This is a genomic window from [Clostridium] cellulosi, from assembly GCF_036762875.1.
In the GTDB taxonomy this organism is placed as follows: domain Bacteria; phylum Bacillota; class Clostridia; order Oscillospirales; family Ethanoligenentaceae; genus Ruminiclostridium_D; species Ruminiclostridium_D cellulosi.
In genome coordinates this window covers 1-3,394 of sequence record NZ_JBAIZF010000022.1, presented here as the reverse complement: position 1 = coordinate 3,394, position 3,394 = coordinate 1, and the positions used below count along the sequence as shown (strand labels likewise).

The window sequence follows — 3,394 nt, the reverse complement described above, 5'->3', positions numbered from 1 at the left end:
GCTCAACTGGCTGTTCATAACCGTAAATATAATGCTTTTCCTATGCGTCCGCTTAAATGGCAGTCACCTAAAAAGGTACTGCATGATTTTTTGTCCCTCGGTGTAACATATCTTTGACAAACCTACACTATTAAGCAATTTATATGCAATGTTTTTGTTGAATAATATGATTTATTTTGTTATAATAACTTACGTTGTCTTGCTTTTATTGAATCTTCGACGCAAATTGAGCATTACGTGTCAGATTACATTATCCTAAAAATGTAAAAACAGGGCAAATACATAGGATTGAAAAGAGGTTTTCGATTTGCCTTCAAAAGTCGTTGTTGGTGCCCAATGGGGCGACGAAGGAAAAGGTAAAATAATAGACATTCTGGCTTCACGCGCCGATGTTGTAGTACGCAGCCAAGGCGGCAACAATGCCGGACATACTGTCGAATCAGACGGTCAGGTCTATAAGCTGCACCTCATCCCGTCAGGAATACTCTACCCGAAGACCACTTGCCTTATAGGCTGCGGTGTTGTGGTAGACCCAAAAGTGATTTTGGAAGAAATAGACGGCCTTGAATCCCGTGGTGTTTCTTGTGCCAATCTACATATTGACCCGCGCGCTCATGTAATAATGCCCTGGCATATTGAGCTTGACGGCCTTTCGGAAAAAGAAAGGGGTAGCTCAGATATTGGCACTACGCGCCGCGGAATTGGCCCCTGCTATATGGACAAGGCGGAGCGTTCCGGTATACGCATATATGACCTTGTGCATCCTGATATTTTTGCGAAAAAGGCTGCTGCTGTCTGTGCCCTTAAAAACAAGATCATTGTCAATGTTTACGGAGGCAAGGCACTTGACGCGGACAAGATTATAGAAGAATATACCGCTTACGGCAAGAGACTCGCAAAGTATGTATCTGACGTATCGGTTATGGCTTATGAAGCAATCAAGGCCGGTAAAGAAGTGCTTTTTGAAGGTGCGCAGGGTGCACTCCTTGACATTGACCTCGGAACATACCCGTATGTGACTTCATCACACCCGACTGCCGGCGGTGCAGCAACAGGCACAGGCATAGGCCCGACCTGCATTGAAGAAGTAATCGGTGTTGCCAAATCTTATACTACAAGGGTCGGCAAAGGCCCGTTCCCGACGGAGCTTCTCGATGAACAGGGCGACGAGATACGCAATCGTGGCCACGAGTTCGGTACTACAACGGGAAGACCGCGCCGTACAGGATGGTTTGACGCTGTTATAGTCCGTCATGCTGTGCGCATAAACGGCCTTACGAGTATAGCTATCAACAAACTCGATACGCTTTCCGGCATAAAGGAACTGAAAATCTGCACCTCTTACAAGAAGCCCGACGGCAGCATAACTAACGATTTCCCGCCGACGCTTGAAGAACTCGCCGAATGTGAGCCGGTCTATGAGACGGTTGAAGGCTTCGACGGAGATATCTCCGCCTGCCGCAGCTTCGACGAACTTCCCCAGGGCGCGAAGAACTATATTCAGAGAATCGAAGAGCTTATAGGCTGCAGAGTCTCAATGGTCGGCGTAGGTCCGGGCAGAGACCAAAATATCGAAAGATAAGTAATAAGTAAACGGCGTCAGGATTCATTCCCGGCGCCGTTTTTGTTTAATTTATCGAAAATATCAAACAATAATAATCAGCTTCCAGTAGTGGAGTCAGAAGCCTGCGCGAAGTCAAGAACTTCCGATGTCGACATCATAACGTTTTCCTCTTCGTTTTCGATACGTTTGCCTCCATTATTTTTTTCGTCTTTCTCAATGCTGGTCATAGAGGGAAACTCGCCATTTTTACCGGTCAGTGGTTCTCTGGTAAACGGGGAAATTATTCCTTTTTCGAGATTATATTTTTCTGCAACTTTCGGTTCGATAGGCTTTCTTCCGTTTGGAGTATCTATATATAATTTTTCCATAACAGCCTCCTTTGTACGCTGCATTAATATTATATTCTTTTGTAATTTATAAATCCGTTCAAAAAATTTGTATATGGAGCATGTGAATTCACATAATATTATCAGCAGAGATACTATTATACTAAATTTGGTAGTTTAATCTCTGCTAGGGTGTTCATTTATGAACACCCGCTTTTTTTGAGTAAATTTATCAAATAACCTACATATAAAATCGAATTTGACGGCGTCTAAAAAAATATATATTATTGTATTTGCATATGGAATGATAAAACATAACAGATTAGGAGAAGTCATTATGAAGATAGCAATTTTAGAGCCGCTCGGGATTCCCGACACAGAATTGACAGCTATGTTGAAGGAAGCGGTGGCAGATAAAGCGGAAGTCTATTACAATACGAGAAAAGAAGATATTGAAACGCTGATTGAAAGAAGCAGAGATGCGGAAGCTGTAGTCCTTACAAACATCAAATATCCGAGAGCGGTTATGGAGAAATGCCCGAAGCTCAAATATATCTGCGTGGCATTCACAGGCTGCGACCATATTGATATGGATTACTGCCGTGTTCGAGGCATTAAGGTTTCAAACTGCGCCGGTTATTCTACTGCTGCAGTTGCAGATTTGGTATTCGGTTTTATCATCAGCTTATATAGAAACATTATCCCCTGCAATGAGGCCATACGACACGGCGGTACAAGAGCAGGACTTATAGGCTCGGAGCTTGAAGGCAAGAAATTCGGCATAATAGGGGCAGGGGCTATCGGCCTGCGAGTCGCCAGAATAGCTCAAGCATTCGGCTGCGAAGTCTATGCCTACAGCCGCACAAAAAAGTCTATCGACGGTGTTCGTTTTACGGATTTGGACACGCTTCTTTCAACCTGCGATATCGTTTCCATCCATGTTCCTCAGAATCCATCGACAGTCGGACTTATAAGCAAAGAGAAAATAGCCTTGATGAAGAAGAATGCCATACTGATAAACACTGCCCGCGGACCTATAGTTGACAGCAAAGCGCTGGCAGATGCACTTAATAACGGTGACATAGCCGGTGCAGCCGTTGACGTGTTCGAGAGCGAGCCGCCAATATCAGAAAATCATCCGTTGCTTACTGCAAAGAACTGCATAGCGACTCCTCATGTCGGTTTTGCAACAAACGAAGCCATGTATAAAAGGGCCAAGATTGTCTGCTCAAATATCAAATCCTATCTAAACGGTAAACCGGAAAACCTCGTAAACTAATAACTGAAACATTTAAGGCGTGGATTATCTTATATATTAATAGGATGCAATAAGTTCTTATCCAGAATAAAACACTTGCAAAGTTCAGTTTAATATGGTAGACTGAACGTCCTGCGAAAGAGCAGATAGAAGATGAAAATATGGCAAGAAATTGTGTATTGACAAACGAAGCGGGATAAGATATAATAAATATCCCGCCGCGGAAAAACGGGCGGTGGAGAAACC

3 protein-coding genes are annotated in these 3,394 nt (G+C 43.6%); 2 read left to right on the top strand and 1 reads right to left on the bottom strand.

Translation table 11 applies throughout. The features are described 5' to 3' along the window. The first annotated feature begins 307 nt into the window (after nucleotides 1-307). Complete coding sequence (locus tag V6C21_RS06525; RefSeq protein WP_479268625.1) at nucleotides 308-1,582, top strand: adenylosuccinate synthase; 1,275 nt, start codon at nucleotides 308-310, stop codon at nucleotides 1,580-1,582. 77 nt (nucleotides 1,583-1,659) lie between these two features. Here the strand turns inward: V6C21_RS06525 and V6C21_RS06520 are convergent, their stop codons facing one another. Further along, a complete protein-coding gene (locus V6C21_RS06520; RefSeq protein ID WP_034840943.1) occupies nucleotides 1,660-1,932 on the bottom strand; it encodes a hypothetical protein in 273 nt (90 codons plus the stop codon). A gap of 295 nt (nucleotides 1,933-2,227) precedes the next feature. Here V6C21_RS06520 and V6C21_RS06515 point away from each other — a divergent pair, with 295 nt between their 5' ends. After that, the gene (locus tag V6C21_RS06515; RefSeq protein ID WP_479268624.1) at nucleotides 2,228-3,169 is read left to right on the top strand and encodes an NAD(P)-dependent oxidoreductase; all 942 of its coding nucleotides are present in this window, start codon (nucleotides 2,228-2,230) and stop codon (nucleotides 3,167-3,169) included. Nucleotides 3,170-3,394: the final 225 nt, after the last annotated feature.

Coding starts and splice junctions, on each gene's coding strand:
- V6C21_RS06520 (WP_034840943.1), bottom strand. CDS start 1,932: ATGGAAAAATTATATATAGATACTCCAAACGGAAGAAAGCCTATCGAA.
- V6C21_RS06515 (WP_479268624.1), top strand. CDS start 2,228: ATGAAGATAGCAATTTTAGAGCCGCTCGGGATTCCCGACACAGAATTG.